19 protein-coding genes are annotated in these 24,537 nt (G+C 39.6%); 15 read left to right on the top strand and 4 right to left on the bottom strand.

Annotation, left to right across the window (positions count from 1 at the left end; translation table 11 throughout):
* Positions 1–138 precede the first annotated feature (138 nt).
* From AC4GZ8_RS14225 to AC4GZ8_RS14215, 3 genes are all read left to right on the top strand, one after another.
* Complete coding sequence (locus tag AC4GZ8_RS14225) at positions 139–603, top strand: threonine/serine exporter family protein (protein ID WP_491082552.1); 465 nt, start codon at positions 139–141, stop codon at positions 601–603.
* Positions 604–672: 69 nt separating this feature from the next.
* Complete coding sequence (purU, locus tag AC4GZ8_RS14220) at positions 673–1,572, top strand: formyltetrahydrofolate deformylase (protein ID WP_491082551.1); 900 nt, start codon at positions 673–675, stop codon at positions 1,570–1,572.
* Between the two features lie 517 nt (positions 1,573–2,089).
* The gene (locus AC4GZ8_RS14215; RefSeq protein ID WP_491082550.1) at positions 2,090–2,911 is read left to right on the top strand and encodes a uroporphyrinogen-III synthase; all 822 of its coding nucleotides are present in this window, start codon (positions 2,090–2,092) and stop codon (positions 2,909–2,911) included.
* 224 nt (positions 2,912–3,135) lie between these two features.
* Here the strand turns inward: AC4GZ8_RS14215 and AC4GZ8_RS14210 are convergent, their stop codons facing one another.
* Positions 3,136–3,597, bottom strand: a complete 462-nt coding sequence (locus AC4GZ8_RS14210; protein WP_491082549.1) for a DinB family protein — start codon at positions 3,595–3,597, stop codon at positions 3,136–3,138.
* Between the two features lie 347 nt (positions 3,598–3,944).
* Between AC4GZ8_RS14210 and AC4GZ8_RS14205 the strand changes: the two genes are divergently transcribed.
* From AC4GZ8_RS14205 to AC4GZ8_RS14175, 7 genes are all read left to right on the top strand, one after another.
* A complete protein-coding gene (locus AC4GZ8_RS14205; RefSeq protein WP_491082548.1) occupies positions 3,945–4,958 on the top strand; it encodes a BMP family ABC transporter substrate-binding protein in 1,014 nt (337 codons plus the stop codon).
* 79 nt (positions 4,959–5,037) lie between these two features.
* Positions 5,038–6,558: an ABC transporter ATP-binding protein gene (locus AC4GZ8_RS14200; RefSeq protein ID WP_491082547.1), complete on the top strand. Its 1,521-nt coding sequence runs from the start codon at positions 5,038–5,040 to the stop codon at positions 6,556–6,558.
* Complete coding sequence (locus AC4GZ8_RS14195) at positions 6,542–7,618, top strand: ABC transporter permease (RefSeq protein ID WP_491082546.1); 1,077 nt, start codon at positions 6,542–6,544, stop codon at positions 7,616–7,618. Before AC4GZ8_RS14200 ends, AC4GZ8_RS14195 begins: the two co-directional genes overlap by 17 nt.
* Complete coding sequence (locus AC4GZ8_RS14190) at positions 7,605–8,522, top strand: ABC transporter permease (RefSeq protein ID WP_491082545.1); 918 nt, start codon at positions 7,605–7,607, stop codon at positions 8,520–8,522. The genes AC4GZ8_RS14195 and AC4GZ8_RS14190 overlap by 14 nt, the downstream gene beginning before the upstream one ends.
* Positions 8,523–8,590: 68 nt before the next feature.
* Positions 8,591–9,253 carry a sulfite oxidase-like oxidoreductase gene (locus tag AC4GZ8_RS14185; protein ID WP_491082544.1) on the top strand — a complete coding sequence of 221 codons (663 nt, stop codon included), beginning with the start codon at positions 8,591–8,593 and terminating at the stop codon, positions 9,251–9,253.
* Positions 9,246–9,968, top strand: a complete 723-nt coding sequence (locus AC4GZ8_RS14180) for a nucleoside phosphorylase (protein ID WP_491082543.1) — start codon at positions 9,246–9,248, stop codon at positions 9,966–9,968. Before AC4GZ8_RS14185 ends, AC4GZ8_RS14180 begins: the two co-directional genes overlap by 8 nt.
* A 141-nt stretch (positions 9,969–10,109) precedes the next feature.
* Positions 10,110–11,093 (top strand): aldo/keto reductase, encoded by a 984-nt coding sequence (locus AC4GZ8_RS14175; protein ID WP_491082542.1) that lies wholly within the window; start codon positions 10,110–10,112, stop codon positions 11,091–11,093.
* A 226-nt stretch (positions 11,094–11,319) separates the two neighbouring features.
* On the opposite strand, the gene AC4GZ8_RS14170 is transcribed toward AC4GZ8_RS14175, so the two are convergent.
* From AC4GZ8_RS14170 to AC4GZ8_RS14160, 3 genes are all read right to left on the bottom strand, one after another.
* Positions 11,320–12,528, bottom strand: a complete 1,209-nt coding sequence (locus tag AC4GZ8_RS14170) for an MFS transporter (RefSeq protein WP_491082541.1) — start codon at positions 12,526–12,528, stop codon at positions 11,320–11,322.
* A 26-nt stretch (positions 12,529–12,554) separates the two neighbouring features.
* Positions 12,555–12,971: a MarR family winged helix-turn-helix transcriptional regulator gene (locus tag AC4GZ8_RS14165; RefSeq protein WP_491082540.1), complete on the bottom strand. Its 417-nt coding sequence runs from the start codon at positions 12,969–12,971 to the stop codon at positions 12,555–12,557.
* 283 nt (positions 12,972–13,254) lie between these two features.
* On the bottom strand, positions 13,255–14,460 hold the full coding sequence (locus AC4GZ8_RS14160; protein ID WP_491082539.1) for an MFS transporter: 1,206 nt from the start codon (positions 14,458–14,460) through the stop codon (positions 13,255–13,257).
* A gap of 431 nt (positions 14,461–14,891) precedes the next feature.
* Between AC4GZ8_RS14160 and nirB (AC4GZ8_RS14155) the strand changes: the two genes are divergently transcribed.
* The 5 genes from nirB (AC4GZ8_RS14155) (at position 14,892) to cobA (ending at position 24,350) form a co-directional block, all read left to right on the top strand.
* Complete coding sequence (nirB, locus tag AC4GZ8_RS14155; protein ID WP_491082538.1) at positions 14,892–17,234, top strand: nitrite reductase large subunit NirB; 2,343 nt, start codon at positions 14,892–14,894, stop codon at positions 17,232–17,234.
* A 35-nt stretch (positions 17,235–17,269) separates the two neighbouring features.
* A complete protein-coding gene (nasC, locus tag AC4GZ8_RS14150) occupies positions 17,270–19,402 on the top strand; it encodes an assimilatory nitrate reductase catalytic subunit NasC (RefSeq protein ID WP_491082537.1) in 2,133 nt (710 codons plus the stop codon).
* Between the two features lie 306 nt (positions 19,403–19,708).
* Entirely contained in the window at positions 19,709–22,120 is a 2,412-nt protein-coding gene (nirB, locus tag AC4GZ8_RS14145) for a nitrite reductase large subunit NirB (protein WP_491082536.1), read from the top strand.
* A 420-nt stretch (positions 22,121–22,540) separates the two neighbouring features.
* Positions 22,541–22,864, top strand: coding sequence for a nitrite reductase small subunit NirD (gene nirD / locus AC4GZ8_RS14140; protein ID WP_491082535.1), 324 nt, complete (start codon positions 22,541–22,543; stop codon positions 22,862–22,864).
* A gap of 79 nt (positions 22,865–22,943) precedes the next feature.
* Entirely contained in the window at positions 22,944–24,350 is a 1,407-nt protein-coding gene (gene cobA / locus AC4GZ8_RS14135; protein WP_491082534.1) for a uroporphyrinogen-III C-methyltransferase, read from the top strand.
* Positions 24,351–24,537: the final 187 nt, after the last annotated feature.

Below are 24,537 nucleotides of genomic sequence, written 5' to 3'. Positions count from 1 at the left end.
AGCGACTAGTGAACTTCACACTCTTCCTTACGATAAGTCAACATCGAATCGCTAACGCTCTTCGTGTTTCCTTTATCTCATACGGAGTGCTCCAGTTCATACGTCGCTGAACGGCCGCTTCCGCATTTCGAAGGAGGGTTGAGCTTGATTGAACAGGTTATGACAAGCTTTGTAGCATCGGCTGCATTTGGTATTATTTTCAATGCTCCCGTAAAAGCTTTATTTCGAGCCGGACTGGTTGGCATGATTGGCTGGATGATTTATACTGGCCTTTATGAATATTCGGATGATAGTGTATTTTCCTCCTTGATTGCCTCGTTTTTTATCGCTATTATTAGTCAATTTTATGCAAAGAGGCATAAAACACCCGTTATCATTTTTAATGTATCAGGAATTATCCCGTTAGTGCCGGGCGGGTTAGCTTATGATGCGATGCGGCAGGTCGTCGAAAATAATTACAATGAAGCAATCGCCCTTGCTGCTAAGGCTTTTATGATTTCCGGTTCGATAGCAATAGGATTGGTTTTATCAGAGGTGATGAATCAGATCATTCGGAAGATAAAAGTAAAGGAAAGAAACCATCTATCAGATCGTGAAGGATAAATTAGATCTTAAATATTTGGAGAGTATAATGTATAATGTTTTAATTACGAATAGAGAGGTATTTTACAGATGAATGCATTTATAAAAAATCAAATTCAACAATTTCAGGACAATAATCAAAATCGAGGTCGTTTATTAGTTAGTTGCCCGGACCAACCTGGAATTGTATCTACGATATCTAAATTTTTATTTTCACATAACGCGAATATTATTGAATCAAGTCAATATTCAACAAATCCGGAAGGCGGTACATTCTTTATCCGTATCGAGTTTGAATGTCCAAACCTGAAGGAAAAAGCTTCAGATATGGAAAATCAATTTAGCGAAATCGCGAAAGAATTTTCAATGGAATGGAAATTAACACATGTATACAATGTGAAGAAAGTAGCAATTTTCGTTTCAAAAGAGCTTCATTGCTTATTAGAGCTTTTATGGGAATGGCAAAGCGGCGATTTAATGGCAGATATCGCACTTGTGATTAGTAATCATGAGGAAGCGAGAGAAGTAGTTGAATCACTCAACATTCCGTTCTATCATATCCCGGCAAATAAAGATATTCGTGAGCAAGTAGAGGAAAAACAGCTAGGGCTATTAAAAGAATATAATATTGATTTAATTATTTTGGCTCGCTATATGCAAATTTTAACGCCTAAATTTGTTTCAGCAAATCCAAATCGAATTATCAATATCCATCATTCCTTCTTACCTGCGTTTATTGGAGCAAGACCATATGAGCGTGCATATGGACGCGGAGTAAAATTAATTGGTGCAACTTCACATTACGTCACAAATGACTTAGATGAAGGCCCGATCATTGAACAAGACATCAGCCGTGTTGATCACCGTGATGATGTTGATCGATTAAAAAAAATTGGACGATCTGTTGAACGAAGTGTATTAGCTAGAGCGGTAAAATGGCATCTGGAAGATCGGATTCTTGTTCATGAAAATAAAACAATTGTCTTCTAATTAATGAAAGAGGTTCGAACGTTTTTCGAACCTCTTTTGTGTATAGTGAAATAATTTAAGTTGCAAAAATGCAGACAAATTTTGCAAGGAAAATTAAATATTTGCAAAAAAGTGATTAGTTGCAAAAAATGTTTAATTTTACAAAATTACTGGTTCTTTTTGAACGGCTGTTTTCGTAAAGATTGTTGCTTTGAATTCTATTTTAAAAAGTTAGTGGAATGGAGCGGAAGACACTTGACTCCTGCGGGAGAAGAGGAAAGGACGAGACCCCACAGGTGAAGCCGAGGAGGCTCGGCTTCCTCCCCGGGGAATCTTGTGTCTGCAGTGCAATGGAACGAACCAGTTCTAACGTTTAAATGCTTTAATAAACAACAAAGTATACGAAAACAGCCTTTTGAATAAAAGAGAACAAGAAGCTCCCGAACCTGGAGTAAAAACCCAAGAGCCTTCATTTTACATAACGAACTTTTCAAAAAAGTGATACAATATTGGCAATAAGTTTAAGCGGAGGGACGTTATGAAGCGACTAAATGGCAAAACGATCGCCCTTGTAGGTCAGCGTAAATCTGAGGAATTAAGTAAATTAGTAGAAAACTTAGGTGGAGTGGCGTTAATACGCCCAGCGCAAGGAACTGTTTTTTTAGATGATACAAACGTTGAAAAAGAAATACATGCTCTCATTGAAGGTGACTTTGACTGGCTGATCTTTACAACAGGACTTGGAACAGACAAGCTCTATCAAACAGCTGTTGGTATAGGACTTGGTGAACAGTTCTTAGAGGCCTTAACAAAAGCAAAAATTGCAGCTAGAGGTTATAAAACAGTCAATGTCCTTAAAAAACTAGGGGTAAAACCAGATGTAAGAGATGATGATGGCAGTACGGCAGGATTGGTAAGAGAACTTAGCAAGCATTCTCTTAAAGGTTGTCGAGTGGCCTTGCAGCTCCACGGCGATCCAGCCCCTCTTCTCATTGACTGGCTGAAAGAACAAGAAGCAGACTACCGAGAAATTCTTCCATATAAGCACATTCCGCCAAAACCAGAAGTGATGGAACAGCTTGTTCGTGAAATTTTAGATGGAAAAATAGATGCCGTTAATTTTACAAGTACCCCTCAAGCTAGATTTTTAATGTCTTATGCAAAAGAACATGGTGTAGAAAAAGAACTACTAAATGCATTTTCTACAAATGTAATGGCGGTTTCTGTTGGGAAAGTGACAGCACAAGCGCTAAGAGAAGTTGGTATTACAAGAATAGTCGTTCCTGAGGAGGAACGAATGGGAAGTGCCATTATTGCTTTGGTGAATTATTATAAAAGCCTTGAAGAGGCAACAAATTAAAAAATGCCTGACATCGTAATTGGTGTCAGGCATTTTTTGTTTGCTAATAGATAATTTCTATCTAGTATTGGTGTCTAGCTCAGCGCCTAGCCCCGAAGTACAGGAAGTCGCATTTTTAGACTGCCTCTAGGGTCTAGCCACAAACGAAATGAAGACAAAGAACGTCTTCTATTCATTTGCGTCTTATTTACCCGAGGCTGACCAAGGCGCTTGGGCTGTTTTTATTAGGAACGATTCACAAAGAACGGCAAGGATTGAATTCCGAGCAAGCGGGCATATGTGAATAATTGACCCTTATGGTGAATTTCATGGTCTTTCGCGCTATCTAGTAGAATTAAACCAGGCATTTTCATTCCGGCAAATTCAACGATTGCTTCCAATTGATCGTTTGTTAATGCTTCTAATTTGGTTTTTGTTTCATTTGTTTGCGCTTCAACTAGACCTTTTAGTTCGCTAACTGTTTCAATATTGTTAGAAGGTCCAGATGGAGGAGTAAACACTCCGTTTTTTACTGTGTCTGTAAACATTTCCATTGCACCTGAGATATGTAAGACAAGCTCAGAAAGTGACATAGCTTCTTCCCACGGTTTGTAGCTTAAGTGTTGATCTTCAAAGGTATCCAGTAGTTCATGTAATACTTTGCGGTGTCTCATCCAACCTGATACGAACTCATTTATTCCTGCCATGCTTTTCATCTCCTCTAGAAAAGTAGTTTCTTCACAATTATATCCTACCAAGAGGAAATTGACCGGTAATATGCTCCATATCTTCATACATTATTGGTTGAAAAATAAAATTATTTCAGGAAAATACCTTGCATTATTTTCATTTTTCTTTAAAATAAGAAATAATTTAATTTTGCGACAAATTTAGACAAAAAGCTCTTCCTTACCAAAGGTAGAGCTTTTTGTCTAAATACGAACATTTAATTAAAAAATACAAAAAATGTTTGTGTATTATATTTATTTAAGTGAAAAACTAGTGTATATTTGTCATTAGATGAAAAAAACACGAAAAAAGAGGTGGGTATTACGTGAAAAAGTTATTTGTCTTTATTGCATTATTCACATTTCTGCTTGCTGGTTGTGGAGCGAATGAATCGACAAAGTCAGCAAGTGATCAAACAGAAAAAGCCAAGAAAATTGCCCTTGTTCTTCCAGAAAAAATTGGAGTGAACCCATTCTTCCAGCAAATGGATGATGGAGCAAAAAAGGCTGCTGAGGAATTTGGCTTTGAGTTAAAAACGATTGAATCGACAGACCATTCAGCGATTGAAGAAAATATACGTGTAGCAGTGGCGGAAGGCTATGATTTAATTATTACTTCTTCCTTTGAATCAGAGGATGCGTTAAAGAAGGTTGCAGGGGAAAATCCTGACCAACAATTTGCAATAATCGATACGACTGTTGATTTACCGAATGTACGCAGTGTGAACTTTAGAGAACATGAAGCAGCATATCTTTTAGGTGCAGCAGCAGGATTATCAACAAAAACAAACAAAGTTGGCATGGTAGCTGCAATGGATATTCCACTATTGAAAAAATGGACTGTTGCTTTTGAAGAAGGCTTAAAGTCAACAAATCCTAATGCAGAATACCTTGTGAACTATGTAGGAAGCTTTGATGACCCAGCGAAAGCGAAAGAGCTTGCTTTATTACAAGCATCAAAAGGTGCGGACTTTATTGCAGGTGCAGCAGCTGTTGGTGATCTAGGGGTTTTTGAAGCAGCAAAGGAAAAGGGATTCTATACAGCTGGACAAGATATTGATCGTACAGAGCTGGATCCAGAACATATCGTACTTTCCCAGTTAAAAGGAACTGATGCAGTAGCTTACGAAACAATCAAGGCTTTTGCTGAAGGTACGTATGAGCCAGGTGTTGTTGCGTATGGATTAAAAGAAGAGGGTGTTGGCTTAACCTACGTCACACATGAGAGTGAAACGCCATTACATGACTTTGTCGGACAAGAAGTCATTGATCAAGTAACAGCGATAAAAGAAGAGATTGTAAGTGGCAAGCTTGAAGTTAAAAATCCTTTAGAGAACTAAACAGAATAGACCATCAGAAACCGACTACAAGCTTTTTTGCAGTCGGTTTCCCATGCTTATCGGGGGGGAGGCTTTAAAAATGACGACGCGGTTAGAAATGAAAAATATGACAAAGATGTACGGAAACTTTATAGCGAATGATTCGATTTCACTTTCGCTTAAAGCAGGTGAGGTCCATGCTGTCGTTGGTGAAAACGGGGCAGGTAAAACAACCTTAATGAGAATGCTTTATGGAATGGAGCAGCCAACCTCAGGTGAAATTTTTATTGATGGCAAGCGTGTGAATTTTGCAAATCCAAACGATGCCATTAAAAATCGAATTGGTATGGTGCATCAGCATTTTATGTTGTTTCCTGATTTTACTGCTGCTGAAAACATTGTCATCGGTCATGAACCAAGGCAGGCTGGATTTTTTAATCGCAAACAAGCGACAAAACTAGTACAGGAACTAGTAGAAAAATATCAAATACCGGTAAGGCCAAACGCTAAAACGGCAGATTGTTCTGTTGGAGAACAGCAGCGTATTGAAATATTAAAGGTGCTTTATCAAGGAGCAGATATCATCATATTAGACGAGCCTTCTGCTGTGCTAACTCCAATTGAAGTCAAGGGCCTGCTGAAAACAATTCGCCAGCTAGCTGATCAAGGGAAAAGCATTATCCTCATCACACATAAGCTTCGTGAGGTAATGGAAGTAGCGGATCATATGACGGTGCTTCGAAATGGAAAAGTGACTGGAACGGTTTCAAAAGAGCAAACATCCGTTGATGAGCTAGCAAAGCTAATGGTAGGGCGTGAACTCCATGACTTGACTGAACGTGTACAAATGAATGGAGATGCGATTCTTGAAATAAAAAATGTTACAGTGCAGGAAAAGGGTAACAAGCCTCTATTAGATGATATTTCTCTAACGGTGAATCGCGGTGAAATTGTTGGGATTGCAGGTGTTTCAGGAAACGGCCAATCAGAGCTTCTTCAAGTAATATCCGGGTTGCGTTCAGTGAAAAAGGGAACCATTCATGTAGATGGAAAAGATATGACAAACCAATCTGTCCTTTCCATCCGACAAGCGGGTTTATCTCATATTCCTGAGGATCGTTATTTGTGGGGTGCTGCAAAACAAGCGACTGTTGAAGAAACTGCTCTAATGGGATATCACAAGAAACCACAATATCGTTCCTACTCTTTTTTAAGAAAAGCCCCATTCCGAAAGCTGGTTAATGGCTGGATTGAAAAATTTGAAATCAAAGCAGGCTCCCTTGAAGAAAAGGCTGGCAATTTATCAGGTGGAAATTTGCAAAAGCTTATTGTAGCAAGAGAGCTTGGTCAGGAAATGCCAATTTTGATTGCGGCAGAACCTACTCGCGGAGTCGATATCGGGGCAATGGAGTATATACATGAAGCACTTATTGAAAAGCGAAATAAAGGAGAAGCAGTTTTGCTTGTATCTTCTGAGTTAAGTGAAATTATGTCTTTATCTGATCGGATTCTGGTCATGTATGAGGGGAAAATTGTTGGAGAGGTTAATCGTCAAAACGCAACAGAGGAAGCAATTAGTGTTTTAATGGCAGGAGGAAATCACCATGAAAGTAAAAAATAGTATCGTTCAATTACTTCGCCCATTACTTCAGCCATTTATTGCAATTCTTATAGGATTAATAACAGGTGCAGTCGCCATTAGTATCGTTGGTGAGCCAGTGCTTGCCTCATATAAAGAAATGTGGAATGGTGCCTTTGGGAATTTCTATTTTTTCACCTCAACATTAGCGAGAGCAACTCCAATTATGTTGGTTGGACTAGGTGTAGCCCTAGCATTTCGTGCAGGGGTTTTTAATCTTGGTGCAGAGGGTCAAATGGTTCTTGGTGCCGTCAGTGCTGCCCTTGCAGGTGTTTATTTGCCTGGCAGTGGGAGCGGAAAAATACTCCTCGTCTTACTCGTTGGCATCATCGCTGGAGGGCTATGGTCGTTGCTAGCGGGATGGCTAGAAGCGAAGTTTAAAGTGCAATTATTAATTTCTACCTTACTTTTAAACTATATAGCTGTATTATTTGCAAGCTATTTGGTTTCAGACCCTTTTCAAGACAAAACAGGTTCGGCAGCTCTAGCACAAACCGTTATGCTTGATCAAAGTGTATGGTTGCCGAAGCTGTTTCAAGGAATGAGTGTCCACTGGGGCTTTGTAATTGCTGTTGCAGCAGCTCTGATCATGTATGTCGTGTTTCGGGCAACCTCTGCTGGATATGAGGTGAAAATGCTGGGATTTAATCCGTTTTTTGCTTCATATGGCGGTGTAGATAAGATGAAGGTGATGTTAACGAGTATGTTTATTAGTGGAGCATTATCTGGACTTGCCGGTACAGTGGAAGTGCTTGGAACTCAATATCGTTTTGTTGACGGAGCATTGACAGGACCAGGGTTAGCTTGGACAGGTTTAATGGCGACGCTTCTAGCAAACTCCCATCCTATTGGTACAGCTATTACATCCATCTTTTTAGCTGCTATTGAAACAGGAGCAATGGGAATGGAGCGAAATACGCAAGTTCCACTTGAGGTTTCTAGTATTATTCAATCGGTTCTAATCTTATTTATCTCAGCAAAAATCACGTTTAAGTGGTGGAAACGAAATTCGAAAGCGGGTGGCTCACATGGAACTTTTTGATTTAACACTATTAAGCTCAACCATTCGCATGGTAACACCGATACTCCTTGCTGCATTAGGTGGAGCATTATGTGCACGTGTAGGACTTTTTAATGTTGGATTAGAAGGGTTAGTTTTAATCGGAGCCTTCTCTGCGATCGTAGGAAATCATTTAACAGGAAGTGTGTTCCTTGGTGTTGTTTTTGCAGCAGCAATGTCATTGTTATTTTCTCTTGTTTTTGCCTTTATGACCATCCAGCTGAAATCAAATGATATCGTTGTTGGTGTTGCGATAAACTTCTTAGCTCTTGGCTTAACAACATTTGCTCTTCGGACCATATTTGATGTAAAAGGTGCTTATTATGATAAAGATATGCAGGGACTTCCTAAATGGGATATTCCCGTCATTGAAGATATACCGGTTATAGGGTCGCTTTTATCAGGCCATTCTCCGCTTGTTTATTTATCGTTTTTGGCCGCTATATTGTTATATATTTTTCTATATCGAACTGTAACAGGTTTCCGAGTGTTATCAGTAGGGATGAATCCTGTAGCAGCAAAAAGCTTAGGATTAAATGTCGGAGCACTTCAATACTTAGCGATTTCATTATCAGGCATTTTATGTGGACTGGCAGGCGCGCAGCTTTCACTCGGACAGGTGACAATGTTTACAGAAGGAATGACTGCAGGACGAGGATTTATTGCATTAGTAGCGATGATGCTTGGACAATCACACCCGATAGGCATCATCGGCTCTAGTCTTTTATTTGGCTTTATGGATGCTATGAGTATAAGACTTCAAGGCTTTTCATTGCCAACTCAATTCACGCAAATGCTCCCGTATGTCATTACAATTATTGCTATGTTCCTATTAAGAGATCGCGGCATGGGATCCCAGCAAGGTAACCAGCAGAGCGGAAGATAAAGTGAAACTTCCATCAGCGGGGGTCTTACTGCAAGTTAAGAAGGGATAAACGAGAAAGGATGGGGAAAATGAAAAAAGCAGATCGAATTAAACGGATGAAAGTACCGGCAGTTGACCCAAAGCTAGCGAAGCGATTGCCGCCTGGTCAGGTGCTAACTGAGCGTTTCCCAATTTTACACGAGGGTGATGTCCCGACATATGACATGGAAAAATGGACACTCCGAATCTTTGGAGCTGTTAATAAAGAAGTCACACTTTCTTATGACGACATCATGAACATGAAGCAATCGTCTGTGACGTGTGACATCCACTGTGTTACAAGATGGTCTCGATTTGATAACACTTTTACAGGTGTGAAATTTCAAGATTTCATGAAGGAACTAGGCCTTGAAGCAAAAGGAAAGTATGTCATGCTACATGCGGATCCTGATTATACGGCAAACTTGGCTTTATCAGACTTAGATCGAGAAGATGTATTACTCGCACATTCCTTCGAAAATGAGCCCTTAACAGATAAACATGGCTGGCCATTGCGTCTCGTTGTTCCTCATCTATATTTTTGGAAAAGTGTGAAATGGATTAGAGGAATTGAATTTATCGACGAAAACAAGGCAGGATTTTGGGAGCAAAATGGCTTCCATATAAACGGGGATCCATTTAAAGAAGAGAGATTCTCTGGTGAGGATTTGCCTATTCCAGAAGATGAATGGGAGAGAAAAGACTATGACTGATAGACTTCCTAACTTAAAAATAAATCCAGAGGAATTACCGAAGAGAATCATTGTTTGTGGTGACCCAGGTCGCGCTGAACAAATCGCTCAATGTTTAGATGGCGGACAGTTATTAGCAAAAAATAGAGAATATCATAGCTACAAAGGCAGTTGGAAAGGTGTTGAGGTGGCCGTTGTTAGTCATGGTGTCGGTTCACCTGGAGCGGCAGTCTGCTTTGAAGAGTTAATTAAAGGTGGAGCTGAAGTTCTCATTCGAGTTGGAACAGCTGGATCTTACCAAAAAGACATTCAGCCGGGACATCTTGTTATTAGTCATTCAGCGGTTAGAATGGATGGCTTAACACGCCAGCTTGTTCCTGAAGGATTCCCTGCGGTCGCAAATCGTAAAGTCGTGGACCAACTTGTACAATCTGCGTCAATGAGGCAGCAACAAGCCCATGAGGGAATCACGTTAACATTAGATGTGTTTTACACAGGTGTCGTCGAGTTCCCGCATGAGTTATACAAAAAAGCTGGAGTATTAGCGGTAGAAATGGAAAACTCAAGCCTATTTACGATTGGAGCCATTCGCGGGTTCAAGACAGGAGCAATTTTAGCCATCGACGGGTTTGCAGATGCTGATTTAAGCAATGAATATAACCCCCATACGGATGTAGTAGCAAAGGCAATTGAACAGGAAGCCCTTATTGCGTTAGATGCATTGGTGCTTGGATAGTTAGGCAGAGTGTGAGCGGATGTTCATGCTCTTTTTTCTTATTGAAAAGCAAATCAATTTTGTTAGCGCTTCATTTGTACTATAATAAAGATTGTCTAAAAATAATGGAAAACGATTTCTCAAAAGGGATGGTGGAGAAAAATGAAATATCGTCAACTTGGTGACACAGATCTTAAAATTAGTGAGTTAAGCTTTGGAACATGGGCGATTGGAGGATCATGGGGCAAGTCAGATGACACAGAGGCATTAAAAGGCCTTGAGCGTGCCATGGATGCCGGTGTAAATTTCTTTGACACAGCAGATGTTTATGGTGATGGCCATAGTGAAGAATTACTTGCAAAGGCAACAAAAGGCAAGGAAGATAAAATCTTTATTGCAACAAAATTTTGCCGTGCGGGTGACATTTTTGATCCAGAGACCTACTCTGAAAAAGCTGTGACGGCTTATTGTGAAGCAAGCTTAAAAAGACTTCAGCGCGAGGCTATCGATCTGTACCAAATTCATTGTCCGCCGATGGAGATCCTTAAAAATGGACAAGTTTTTGAAGTGCTGGACAAGCTGCAGCAACAAGGGAAAATTCGCCATTATGGTGTAAGTGTTGAGACAGTGGAGGAAGGTCTGTTTTGTTTAGACCAATCCAATGTGAAGGCACTGCAAGTTATTTTTAATATTTTCCGCCAAAAGGCCATTCCTGAATTGCTTCCACAGGCTAAGGCAAAAGGTGTTGGCTTATTAGCGCGTGTTCCATTAGCAAGTGGCTTGCTAACAGGAAAATTTACGACAAACGCTACCTTTGAGGCTGATGATCACCGTAACTTTAATAAAGATGGTGAGGCTTTTAATGTTGGAGAAACATTTGCAGGTATTGAATTTTCAAAAGGTGTTGAGTTAAGTCAGAAGCTTAACTGGATCGCTGAAGGACGCGGAAATATGGCTCGAGCAGCACTTCGCTGGATCTTAGATCATGAGGAAATTACAACGGTTATTCCTGGTTTTAAAACAGTGAAGCAAGTTGAGGATAACCTGCAAGCGACAGAAGTTCCTTCATTTAGTGAAGCGGAACTAAAAAAATTAACTGATTTTTATGCAGAAGAGATACATCCGAATATTCGCGGGGTTTACTAAACTAAAAGGATAGAATCTTCTATCCTTTTTTGATAATGTCTGGGGGAAATTGTCTAATGCTAGTGTTGCTGGAAAATTTGCAAAAAATAGAAAAACTGCAAAATTAACAAAATAACTGCAAAATTATCTCCAAAAGTTGCAAAAATAGGCCATGATCGAAGTAAGATATATCCAGTTAAAATAAAAAGCTGCTTACCAATACCGGTAAGCAGCATTTCCATCTACCTTATAAGCTTGATTCCTTTATCTCCACAGCAGAAGCAGATATTTTTTTTCGATTTTGCACGAATTTATACATAAATAAAGCGATTATTAAAAATAACCCAGCTAGAAGATAAAGAGTTTCATAGCCTAATTGAGCAGCAACGATTCCGAGCACAAAGGACCCGGCAGCGATACCTGAATCAAAAAGAGTAAAGAATGTTGCGGTTGCATGCGCACTTCTGTTGTGTTCAGTCGATTGAACCGCCAAGGTTTGGAAGCAAGGGACGATGGTTCCATAACCTAATCCGATGAAAGCACCTGCTAAAAGAAACATGAAAGTAGTGCTTGTAATACTTAATAATAAAAGTCCGACCATAAAAAAGCCTAGCGCGGGATAAATAACAATATTTGGCCCTTTTGTATCAAATAATCTGCCGCTAAAAGGTCTAGATACGATCATGACAACCGCAAAGACAACGAAAAAGTAGCTCGCCGCATCTAATAACTTCAATTCATTGGCGTACATTGAAATAAAGGATAATACACTTGAATACGTAAATGCGACTAAGCTTCCTACCAATGCAATCGGCAGTGCTTTTCCGTCTAATAAATCCTGTAACTGAAGTCGTTTCTTTTCGACCGGAGCCGTTCTAGTTACTTCTTTTACTTTACAAAACGCTGTAAACAATACACCAATTGTAATAAAGGATGCAAAAATGAAGAAAAGGGTTGTAAACGATGTATATTGTAAAAGGGTAAGTGCGAGAAAAGGTCCGCAAACAACAGCGAAGTTCGTTGACATGACAAAATAACCAAGTCCTTCCCCGCGTCTTTTCATCGGTACAATATCAGCAGCAATTGCACCAGTAGCGGTTGTAGCAATGCTGAACCATATCCCATGAACAAAACGTAATACAAGAAGCAATGCATAATTGTCGATCCATAAATACATAAATGAGCAGATGGTGAATAAGATCATGCTAATCATTAACATTCGTTTTTTTCCAAAATCCTGAAGAAGTTTACCGGAAAAAGGACGAACGAAAATAGCAGATAATAAGAAAATCGTGACAATTAGTCCGCCATCAACACTCGATCGGCCTAAATCATTAACAACATAAATGGGTAATGAAGTGAGTAATCCATAAAAGGCAAGAAATATAAAGAAGTTGCTTAGAAAGATACTGATAAATCCTTGTGTCCATATCGGTTGTTTTTCTGTTTGATTCATATAAAGTAATTCCTCCTTACTTTCATTTAGTTTGGCCCAAGCTTTTTCAAAAGGTTATATAAAAGTTCTTGTTCTTCATTTGTTAAGCTGGCGACCATGTCTTGTTCAAAATCCCTCACATCTTGTTCAACCAAAGGAAGAAGCTCAATTGCTTTTTCTGTAAGGGAGACAAGTCTTTCACGCTTGTCGCTTCCAGGTGTACGTTTTACTAAGTCTCTTTCCTCTAATTTAAGGAGTGTTCTTGTAACTGTTGGTGCTTCAACATTTAGATATCGCCAAATTTCACTTTGTGTCATAGGACCGTGTGACTTTAAACAGTAAAGAATAGACCACTGTGAGCTGTATAGTTCATGCTTTTGTAAGTATTCATTAACTTCCTTTGTCATATGTCGGGTTTTTTGATACAGCATATGAAATAGCTTATTTGTATTGATCAATGTCATCACCTCAATTTGTTTACCTAAGTAATGATTAATTATTTACCTAGGTAAATAACCGCTTATACTAAGATACCAGAAATTTTCATTTTGTAAAGAGACAAGTTTTTGCCTTCTAATAGAGAAAACCCGCCGATTGGCGAGCTTGTAATGGTGAAGTGTGATGTTTAGTTCCCCTTATACTTTAAACGTTAAATTGGCTGCTACGCCGAATAATCTTCCACACTGACAATTTAATGTAAAATAAAAACCCTAGCCACAATGTGACTAGAGCAAGAAGAAACAACGATTAAATTTTCACTGCATCTCCCTTTACTTTCCAAGACTTCTTCCAAGAATGACTTACATAAAGTAAGATCGAAAATGCAACTAATGCAACGATTGAAAACGTGATGAATCCAGAAGCATATGAGCCTGTCATTTCTTTCAGCGTCCCTAAGATATTTGGTAAGAAGAATCCGCCGATCCCGCCAGCAGCTCCGACAATACCTGTGATCATCCCGATTTCCTTTTGGAAACGTTGTGGAACTAATTGGAATACAGCGCCATTTCCCATTCCTAAGCACATCATTCCAATGAAAAGTAATACGGTGATAGCAAATAGTGGAGGCAATTGACTAACTCCAAACATACAAATGGCAACACCAATAAATAAGAAGGATAATACTTTTACTCCGCCAACTTTATCAGAAATAAATCCTCCAACTGGTCTGAAGAAGCTTCCTGCCGCAACACATAATGTGACGAAATCTCCGGCTTGGACAGAAGATAACTTGTATTCATCAACAAAGAACATACTTAAAAAGCTTGATAAGCCGACAAATCCACCGAAGGTTACACTATATAAAATACAGAAAAACCAAGTATCTTTATGTGCAAATACTTTAAAGTAGTTTCTGAGCGGTTGAGGTGCAGGCTGTGATGGTGCATCTTTCGCTAAAAAGATGAAGATAAGAAACGTTATGAATAATGGAATAAGAGCAAATCCCATTGTAATATGCCATCCGAAATGTTCGGCTAAACGCGGACCAAATAATGTGGCAAAAAGTGTACCGCTATTTCCGGCACCTGCGATTCCCATTGCTAGACCTTGTAAATGGGGTGGATACCATCTGCTGGCCATTGGGAGAGCAACGGCAAAGCTTGCGCCAGATACCCCTAATAAAATCCCGATCATATACAATTCAGGCAATGTATTTCCAGCAAATAATCCCCATAGTAATGGGATAGCCGTTAATGTCATCCCCAAGATAGCTGTTCGTTTTGGACCAAAGCGATCAGTTAAGATTCCTAAAATGATACGGAAGAACGAACCGGCAAGAATCGGGATGGCAACAATTAACCCCTTTTGAGCTGGGGATAAGCCGAACTCTTCGGTAATAAATACTCCTAGGGCCCCAAGTATAACCCAGATCATAAAACTGACATCAAAATACAAGAAAGAGGAAAATAGTGTCTTTGGATGACCACTAGTTTTCAAATCAGATATTTTCATTGTAAATCTCCTTTCAATTGCTATTCGATTTGTTTTCATATTCTGTCTCGTTGTATGTCGCTTATTATAGAGGGCAAAAAAGTAGTAGAAAAGATACTTGTAAGCAAATGTGACGTGGAAAAATAAAATTAATTAACATGATTTAAGTGAGAAAAAGTATATAAGTAGAAACTAAGAATTCTTGTTAGGAAATCTAACAAGAATAATTTTCTGTGAAGAAATATATGAAATAATGGATTTATTCAAAAAAGGTCTGACGATTTAGGAATGATACAATTTTGTACTTAGTTCAGGTGTCTAGCCCCAGCGCCTAGCCTCTCGAGTTATAAGTTATTTTGGAATTGAAGGCAAAAAACACCTTCTGTTTCAATTCTTCTTATGCTAGTCGGGGGCTGATCAAGGTGCTTGAGCTTTTCCTAAGGGAGGTTAACATGAAGCAGAGATTGGTAGTAATCGGTAATGGAATGGCGGGAGTCCGATGTATAGAAGAAATATTAAAACAAGATACAGATCTATACGATATAACAATCGTTGGAAGTGAACCTCACGCCAATTATAATCGCATCCTATTATCATCCGTTCTACAAGGTGAGACGACATTTCCTGAGATTACAATTAATGACATAGAATGGTATAAAAAACACCAGATTACATTATATTCTGGTGAAACTGCCACAATAATTGATTCAAAGCTAAAAGTGATTACGACAGATAAAAATCGATTCATTCCTTTTGATAAATTAATTTTAGCCACAGGATCATCTCCTTTTGTTCTTCCTCTTCCTGGAGTAGAAAAGCCGGGAGTTGTCACATTCCGGACCATTGAGGACTGTAAAGGAATACTTGAGGCATCTAAACAGTTCAAAAAGGCAATTGTGATCGGGGGAGGAGTATTAGGTCTAGAAGCGGCAAGGGGTTTGTTAAATTTAGGGTTAAATGTAACAGTTGTTCACAATACAGATTATTTGATGCAACGTCAGCTGGATGCTAAGGCATCTCGTATGCTTCAAAAACAACTTGAACAGCAAGGTATTCGGTGTCTTTTAGGAAAAGTAACGAAAGAAATTTGTGGAACAGACAGAGTGGAGGAAGTGGAATTTACAGATGGTACGAAGATAAAAGCGGAGCTTGTTGTGATGTCTGTTGGGGTTGTTCCGAATATTAGCTTGGCTAAGGAATCTGGTATTCTCACAAATAGAGGGATTGTCGTAAATGACTTTATGGAAACGAGTATCCCGGATATTTACGCGGTTGGTGAATGTGTTGAGCATAATGGAGTTGTCTACGGTCTTGTAAAACCACTTTATGAGCAAGGGAAAGTGCTGGCTAAGTCTATTTGTGGAAAACCAGTAGATGGCTACAAAGGTTCTGTTTTATCTACGAGTTTAAAAGTACCGGGAATTGATCTATTTTCGGTCGGTGAATTTGAAGAAGATGAATCGACCAAAACATTAACGATGTTAAATGAAGTAGAAGATATCTATAAAAAACTTGTTCTTCAAGGAGATATTATTGTCGGTGCGGTCCTTTATGGGGAAACAAGAGAGCAATCAAAAGTGCTGGACATGATTGTGAAAAGAAAGCATGTGAGTGACGAGGATAAACGCAGTCTTCTGCACTCGATAGACAATGGAGCTTCATCGGTCAAATCAATGAAGCTATCGGAAATGATTTGTAACTGCAATGGAGTAACAAAAGGGGCCATTATGGAAGCTGTTCAGCAGCAAGGGTTAACAACCGTGAAAGAAGTCAAGCAGTGTACGAAGGCGTCGAGCTCATGCGGAGGGTGTAAGTTACTTTTAACTGACTTAGTAAACTATATTCATAGTGATGAATGTGATGAAATTATTGAGCATAAGTCGCTATGCTCATGTACAACACTCACAGAGGATGAGGTTGTTTTACAAATTCAACAACGAAATCTTACATCATTGCAGGAGGTTTTTGGTGAACTTGCTTGGCGCACAATGGAAGGGTGCTCTAGCTGTGTACCGGCCATTCGTTATTATCTATCTATGATTTATCCGGAGCGTGACGGAATAGATCAATCTATGAATTCACTTGAAGAAATGAGGGTGAAAAAGCTAAGGGATGGTACTTACGCAATCATACCGCAGCTTTTTGGAGGCAAAATGACCTCTGAAGATTTGAAAAAACTAGCAAATGTGATGGAGAGATATCACATTGGAGACGTTGGGATCACGCCTGAACAGCGGATTCAATTAAAAGGGGTTAAACAGGAAAACATTCATGCTGTTTCCTCTGAATTAAGATTAAGTCCTGTGACAGCCAATACGGTTCGCCATATTAACACATATTTTAGTGAAAAAGACTGTCAATGCGAGACAAATGATCGATCTCTTACGCTCTCGATCGAATTAGAAAAAGAGTTGGAGTTTTTATTAACACCTCATAAGCTTGTGATCAGTGTGTCTGGATGCAAGCATAAAGAAGTTGATATGAGAACAAAGGATATCTGTATAGTAGGTGCTGACAGAGGCTGGGAAATCTTTGTGGGAGGAAGTTTATCTCCTTCTTTGAAACAGGGAGAGCTTTTCACGGTAGCAGCCCATGAAGAAAGGGCAAAGCAAATGATTTGCGGGCTTATCCAATATTACAGAGAAACAGCCAATTATTTAGAACAACTAGGAGATTGGGTTGAGCGAGTGGGGATGATTCATATTCGCGAGGTTCTCTTTGAGGATTCATTATGTGAGCAGCTTGTTCAGCGGTTGGAAGCAGAGCTGCATTCTTATACTGAGAAATCGTTATAAAAATAAAAGATTAATAGGATAAGAGGTGATGTACCTTGACCGATCTGTTATTAAAATATTTCCGAACGAAGCAACAAGAGGTTCAATCCGAGAAAGTGTATGATACGCAATGTCCATTTTGCAGTATGCAATGCAAAATGCAGTTAATCGAACAGTCTGTCGTTTCGAGAAAAACCTACAAAACGATAGGGAAAGATAACCCGACGACACAGGGGCGGCTTTGTATTAAAGGGATGAATGCCCACCAGCATCCATTCCATCAAGATCGTGTTCTCCATCCATTACGAAAAGTGAATGGAGAGTTCGTACGTATCTCGTGGGAAGATGCGCTTTTGCATATAAAGAAACAGGTCGAGGAAATACAAGCAGTTGATGGTCATGAAGCGTTATCTATTTACGGGAGTGCTTCGATTACAAATGAAGAAGCTTATATACTAGGGAAGTTTGCTAGAGTTGGATTAAAGACTCCGTATATTGATTATAATGGGCGTCTGTGTATGTCAGCTGCAGCAACGGCGGCTAATCAAACATTTGGCTTGGATCGTGGGTTGACGAACTCTTTAAAAGAAGTTCCCTTTACAAGAGTAATCATATTGGCGGGAACAAATATTGCTGAATGTCAGCCGACGATTATGCCTTACTTTGAAAAAGCGAAGGAAAATGGTGCTTATATTATTGCGATCGATCCGAGAGAAACCCCGACAACACAATTGGCTGATTTGCATCTTAAGGTAAAACCCGGGATGGATGCAGCGTTGGCGAATGGATTTTTGAAGGTCATCGTAGAGGAAAACCTAGTAGATGAAGCCTTTGTAAAAGAACGTGCAAATGGATTTGAAGAGGTAAGAGACTATGTTCATTCATTGTCGTTAGATGAGATTTCAGATCTGACGGGTGTTCCGCTTGACCAAATCAAAACAGCAGCAACGAAATTTGCCTCTGAAGAATCTGGAATGCTTTTCACAGCAAGAGGGGTTGAGCAGCAAATAGACGGAACTGCTGCGGTGAGGAATCTCTTGAACTTTGTTATCGCAACAGGAAAAATTGGAAAGCCGTATTCTGGCTATGGGGCGATAACAGGACAAGGGAACGGACAAGGAGCAAGGGAGCACGGGCAGAAGGCCGATCAATTACCTGGATACCGATTAATTGAAAATGAAGACCATCGTGCACATGTTGCGAAAGTGTGGGGAATTGACAAAGATGAGTTGCCGAGAAAAGGTGTTTCAGCATACGAGATGTTTCAGAAAATGAATGATGGAGAGATCACGGGGATGTTTCTTGTATGTTCTAACCCTGTTGTTTCTAATCCGAATGCAACCTTTGTCAAGCAAGCTCTGAAGAAATTAAAATTTTTAGTAGCAGTTGATATGTTTATATCTGAAACAGCTAAGTTTGCGGACTTAATTTTGCCAGCATCCTCTTATTTAGAAGACGAAGGAACAATGACAAATGTTGAGGGGCGGGTCACACTGCGTGAAGCAAGTCGCCCGTGTCCTGGTGAGGCAAAGAATGATTGGCAAATCATTTGTGAAATTGCAAAAGTTTTAGGGAAAGAAACATACTTCCCTTACAAAAAAGCAGAAGATATCTTTAATGAATTAAGAGAAGCAAGCAGAGGAGGTATTGCTGACTACTATGGAATTACCTATGACCGCATACGAAAAGAGCAGGGAATTTTATGGCCGTGTCCTGAATTAAATCATCAAGGTACAGAACGGCTTTTTGAACATTCATTTGCAACACCTGATGGAAAGGCGAACTTAATCCCTGTGTCAAACACATCTGAAATACCGAAAGGAAAGCCCTGTGATGATTATCCATTGTACTTAACAACTGGCAGAATCATGTCACATTACTTAACGGGAGTACAAACGCGTAAAAGTGCAGCGCTGGCGGCGAGGAATTTTGAGTCTTATCTTGAAATACATCCTGAAACAGCTAGAAAATATGAAATTGAACCAGATAGTCTTGTAGCTGTATCCTCAAAACGGGGGAAAATTAAAGTAAGAAGTAAAATATCTGAAAAAATTAGACAAGACACAGTGTTTGTCCCGTTTCATTGGGCAGAAGATCAAAATGTGAATATGCTTGTTGGAGAGGACTTAGATCCATCGTGTAAAATGCCTGGGTTTAAGGTCAGCACGGTAAATGTTAAACAAATATAAGAACGATAGGGAAATCGGTTAGTAGCCGGTTTCTCTTTTTTTATCGCTTGGAAATTATAAATTAGCAACTGTGGATGAGTGTTTCGGCACCAACTCAGAAGTACAGGATGTAAAAGTGCAGTCGTGAAGATCGATGTCACGACTTTTAGACTGCCCTATGCTTATTGAGGCTAATCAAGGCGCTTGCGCTTTTATTCTAATGTGAAAATTATAAACAAAACCATGTTAGAAAAGCTAACATATATATAAAATATTTCATTTAACCGTGATATAGTGAAAGAAACTTTCCAAGGGGAGGCAATTTACTTGAATAAAAAGAAGCTTGTGTTAGTAGGAAACGGAATGGCTGGAGTTAGAGCAATTGAAGAAATTTTAAAAATATCTAAGGATGCGTTCGAAATCACGATTTTCGGAACGGAACCACATCCGAATTACAATAGAATCCTATTATCGAAGGTTTTACAAGGTGATACAGAAGTAAAAGATATCACGCTAAATGACTGGAATTGGTATGAAGAGAATAATATCACCCTTTATACTGGTGAAACGGTAACGAAGATCGATTCAGATATGAAGGTTGTTCGTTCTGACAAAGGAAGAATTGTACCATATGACGAGGTTATTATTGCCACAGGCTCTGTTCCATTTATCCTTCCTCTTCCTGGTGCGGATAAAGAAGGGGTAACAGCGTTTCGTGATATTAAGGATACAGACATTATGCTTGAAGCTTCTAAAAAGTATAAGAAGGCAGCCGTAATTGGCGGAGGATTATTAGGATTGGAGGCAGCCCGCGGACTTCTAAACTTAGGGATGGATGTTTCTGTTATCCACATTGCTCCAACCCTTATGGAGCGTCAATTAGATGAAACAGCGGGTAAGCTTCTTCAAAAAGAGCTGGAAAAGCAAGGGATGAAATTTTTATTAGAAGCTAATACAGCTGAGATTTACGGGGAAGATCGTGTAGAAGGATTAAAGTTTAAGGATGGAAGTCAACTTGAGGCAGATTTAGTCGTCATGGCGGTTGGGATTAAACCAAATATTTCACTAGCGGTAGAAAGCGGTCTTGATGTCAATAGAGGGATTGTCGTAAATGACTTTTTACAAACGAATATTCCTAACGTATATGCTGTCGGTGAATGTGCAGAGCATAATGGGATTCCATACGGTTTAGTAGCCCCATTATATGAACAAGGAAAGGTATTAGCTAAGCATATCTGTGGAGAAGAAACAGAAGGGTATAAGGGTTCTGTTTTATCGACTCAATTAAAGGTATCTGGTGTAGAGGTATTTTCAGCAGGTGACTTTATGGATGGAGATGACAAGAAGTCTCTAAAAATATTCGATGAACAAGATGGCATCTACAAAAAGATCGTGTTGAAAGGAAATAAAATTGTTGGAGCAGTTTTATTTGGTGATAGCAAGGAAGGTAGCCGCCTATTCTCGATGATTAAGAAGGAAGCGGATATTTCTGATACTGAAAAAATCAGCATTCTTCAGCCAATTGGAGAAGAAGCAGGTGAAAGCTTAGTTGCCTCAATGCCTGATGATGAAATTATTTGCGGATGTAACGGTGTTTCTAAAGGAACGATTGTTGAGGCGATCAAAGAAAAAGGATGTACAACAGTTGATGCTATTAAGGGCTGTACAAGTGCTTCCCGTTCTTGTGGGGGATGTAAGCCGTTAGTTGCTGATGTTCTTCAATATACACTTGGCTCTGATTTTGATGCATCTGCTCAAAAAGAAGCGATCTGTGGTTGTACAACATTATCACGTGATGAAGTGGTAGAAGAAATTCGTGCAAAAGGATTAAAACATATTAAGGAAGTCATGAATGTACTTGGATGGGAAACAGAGGGCTGCTCAAAATGTCGTCCGGCTCTTAACTATTACTTGGGAATGGTGAACCCAACAGGATATGAAGATGAAAGAGAATCCCGCTTTGTAAATGAGAGAATGCATGCGAATATTCAAAAGGATGGAACGTACTCAGTTGTCCCTAGAATGTATGGCGGTATAACAAATGCTAGTGAATTACGCCGTATTGCAGACGTTGTCGAGAAGTATGAAATTCCATTAGTCAAAGTAACAGGCGGACAGCGTATTGACCTTTTCGGCGTGAAAAAGGATGATCTGCCGAAAGTATGGCAGGATTTAGATATGAATTCTGGTTATGCCTACGGAAAATCATTACGTACTGTAAAAACATGTGTTGGTGAAACATTCTGTCGTTTTGGAACACAGGATTCAATGGGCTTAGGTGTTCGTCTTGAAAAGAAATTTGAAGGCTTGCAAACACCTCATAAAGTAAAAATGGCTGTCTCCGCTTGTCCGAGAAGCTGTGCAGAATCTGGCTTTAAGGATATTGGATTCATTGGAATCGATGGAGGATGGGAAATCTACGTCGGCGGTAATGGCGGTACACATGTACGTGGCGGAGATTTATTATACAAAGTAAAAACAGATGACGAGGCAATGGAAATCACAGGTGCATATCTACAATATTACCGTGAAACAGCTAACTACTTAGAGCGTACATCTGCATGGATTGAACGCGTAGGCTTAGCTCATGTCCAATCGGTACTAGATGATAAACAGAAGCGTATCGAGTTAAACGAACGCATGGACGAAACACTATCTGTTTATAAAGATCCTTGGAAAGAGATTATTGAAGATAAGAAAACAACGAAAGAATTATTTGAGACAGTGGGGATGTCATAAGCTGAATTTAATTTTCTTTTTAACCAAAGGCTGTTTTCTAAATGATTGTTGTTTTTGAATAGTTTCTTTGCAAAAAGACTGTTTAGGTTGATTTCTGCGGAAGGTGCGAGACTCCTGTATGGAAATGCGGAAGCGCCTGTTTAGCCCCGACAAGCATAAGACGCTCTTGAATAGAAGACGTTCTTTGTCTTCAATTCAAGAGTGGCTTATGACTCGAGGGGCTAGGCGCTGGAGCAAGACACTGGAGTAGCGGGACAGGTGAGACCCCGCAGACGCTGTGCGTCGAGGAGGCTCACCGCCCGACCCACGGAAAGCGAGCAACCTGTAGCGGAAATCAACCATCACCAACACTAGTTAAAAAACAACTAAGTTTGCGTAAACAACCATTTATCGAAATATTCCGTCAAGGAGGAAAAGGACATGAAGGAATTAACAAAAACAAAGGTATATGTAGGAGCATTAACTGATTTGCCTGAACGAGTAGGAAAAACGGTTATACTAGAAAAGGATAAGGAAGTAGCAGTCTTTAAGCTTTCAAACGGCCATGTAAAAGCTGTGGAAAATAAATGTCCCCACAAAGGCGGAGTGCTAAGCGAAGGAATCGTGAGTGGCGAACATGTATTTTGCCCCATGCATGACTGGAAAATCTGCCTTGAAGATGGAAAAGTGCAAGAACCAGATTTTGGCTGTGTGAAAACATATGAAACAGTTATTGATGATGGTGAGGTATTTCTGTTAGTTTAATGTAAGAAGGATAAAACGAAAGTAAGAGAACAATCTTCCCTTACTTAAATATCGAATAAAGTTAAGGGAGGACGAGGGAATGAGTGTAGGAAAAGTATATCTGGTTGGAGCGGGCCCTGGAGACCGTGAATTAATCACTGTTAAAGGAAGGGAAGCTATTAAAAAGGCGGATGTTATTCTCTATGACCGACTAGTGAATTTTTCCCTTCTTGATGACGCTCCACCACATTGTGAACTAATTTATTGCGGAAAGCTTCCGACTCGACATTTTATGAGACAACATGAGATTAATGCGACCTTAGTTAGAAAGGCAATCGCAGGTCACACAGTTGTGAGGCTTAAGGGTGGAGATCCGAGTGTTTTCGGCAGAGTGGGTGAGGAAGCGGAAGAATTAGCTTTACATCAGATTCCATATGAAATTGTTCCAGGAATAACTTCAGGAATAGCTGCACCTTTATATGCTGGGATTCCTGTGACACATCGTGATTATGCAGGATCATTTGCTGTCGTCACAGCCCATGACAAATCAAAAAATGGCAAACCGGATATTGATTGGGAAGGTCTAGCCAGAGGTGTCCAAACAATTGCGTTTTATATGGGCGTTTCAAACTTAGAGCATATTTGTGAAAATCTTATTCAATACGGTAAATCGCCTGATACGCCTGTCATCATTATTCGATGGGGAACATGGAGCCGCCAACAAAGCGTAGTCGGAACACTTTCTACAATTGTAGAGAAGGTTCGTGAAGCAAAGATAGAAAATCCGGCCATTACATTAGTGGGAGATATTGTTTCAACAAGAGATAAGGTAAAATGGTTTGAAAACCGCCCATTATTTGGCAAGCAAATTCTCTATGTTCGAGGAAAAGCTGAGGATGAAAATCGTGTAAGAGAAATGATGAGTCAAGGGGCAGATGTGATTGAATTTCCGAGATGGATCGTGAAAGAAAAAAATCTCGCTCCATCTGTCATCAATCAACTTACATCATATGAACGCATGGTATTTTTATCAAAAGAAAGTGTGGAGGCCTTTTTCCATCAGGTAAAAGAAAATAAAATAGACATACGCCACATTCAGGCAAAGCTTTATGGGCAGAACATCTTAGCGGTCGCAAAGCTTGAAGAAAAAGGATTATACGCAGAGCATGTTGATCAAATGGATCATCAAGGCAGTCTTTTGGTTATCGGTTCTGAAGAACAGAAGAAGGAAAGTATCGCAGACTTTGCCGCTGTATATGAAGCCGTCATCGATGAGAGATATGAAACCATTATAAGCAGATCATTAGAAGATGCAAACATAACAACGATTGTGTTTTCTTCAAAGGAAGCTGTAGAGCTATTTATGGAAAAAGGTTCCCAGTATGGGATTTCCCCGAAAGCATTAGAGAATTCGGTGGAAATGATGTGTGAAACCGCAGAAGCACGTGAGGCATTAGAAAAGTATGGTTTTTCAAAAGTGAAGTCTGAGGGAGAAATCCTTATATAATTAGTTAGCAGTCCAATTTGCAGCGCAATTGGGCTGCTTTTTTTGCGTTTTTAGGGAAAATTGGACAAGTAAGTGGAAGTGAAACGGGGTCATAGGGTTTATGAAGGACAAAATATGGGAAAGAAAAGCGAGAAAAGATCTTTATATGGGGACAAAATAGGAGAGAGAAAAATGAGAAAAGTCCTTC

Source organism: Metabacillus sp. RB-C-LZQ-3-1, from assembly GCF_058315175.1.
Note: the sequence above shows the minus strand (reverse complement) of the source record. Positions and strands in the feature narration are given on the sequence as shown.